Source organism: Flavobacterium frigoris (assembly GCF_900111075.1).
GTDB classification, from domain to species: Bacteria; Bacteroidota; Bacteroidia; order Flavobacteriales; family Flavobacteriaceae; genus Flavobacterium; species Flavobacterium frigoris.
On sequence record NZ_FOFZ01000062.1, the window covers coordinates 1 to 1,101 of the forward strand.

Here is a 1,101-nt window from a genome sequence, read left to right on the forward strand (position 1 = left end):
TTATCGTTCTCTGTTGAGTCACCAGATTGGTCAGTAACCACTGTAGTGTCTGGAGCAGTACCATTAACAGAAGCTTGATTGGTTATGTTACCAGTGTCAATATCGGCTTGAGTTACTGAATAGGTTGCAGTATAGATCCAAGTTTCGTTAACCTCTAAGATGTCGTTGCTATTTGCGTCACCACTTATCAGGGCGATAGTCGATAAATTTGAAAGAGGATCAGCAACGATTACATTACTTAAACTCACATTACCAGTATTGCTCACGGTAAAGGTATAGGTTACCAGATCTCCAACAATAAGTGTTGCGCATCGCTCTTCTCCAAACTGAATGTCACTGGTTTTCACAATGGCAATGTCAGAATCTTGGCATAATCTTGTTATTGTACTGGATGTACCCATAACAGTTTCAGATCCTAAAACTAAACCATTTACTTTTGCTTGGTTAGTGACACTTCCTAAATCAATATCGGCTTGCGTTATTGCATAAGTTGCTGTATATATCCAAGTTTCACTTATATCCAAAATCATGTTGTTATTAGCATCTCCACTAGGAGCGCTTATAGCGATAATAGGATTTGGTGCTTCAAATAAGGGATCCGTAATTGTAATATCAGTAATAGGTGTAGTTCCAGGATTAGTCAAAGTAAAAGTATAGGTAATGGTGTCATCTACGCTTGTACAATTTCCAGTATTGTTTAGAGTAGATTCTTTTAATAAAACTATTGTACATGTATTTACTGTCACTTCTACTGATTTTACGATAAAACATCCAGTAGCCACTTCACTTCGGATATAATAGGTTCCAGTTGTTGCAACAGTCGCTGGTGTTGTTAGATCTGATGCTGCACCTGCATTGGCTAAAGCCAAAGTAGTATAATATTTAGTTGTTGTTCCAGTATTTGTAGTTTGAACAGTATTGCTGGTAATATCTACTGTTGAAGGAGAACATACTGCAGCGGGGTTTACCACTGTTAATGTTGGCAATGGGTTTACCGTCACTTCTACTGATTTTACGATAAAACATCCAGTAGCCACTTCACTTCGGATATAATAGGTTCCAGTTGTTGCAACAGCCGCTGGTGTTGTTAGATCTGATGCT

Annotated in this window: 1 protein-coding gene; it reads right to left on the reverse strand. The window is 38.1% G+C overall.

The window, feature by feature from the left end:
• Positions 1–1,101: DUF7507 domain-containing protein (locus BMW63_RS17830; RefSeq protein ID WP_139174302.1), on the reverse strand; the 1,101-nt coding region annotated here is incomplete at both ends.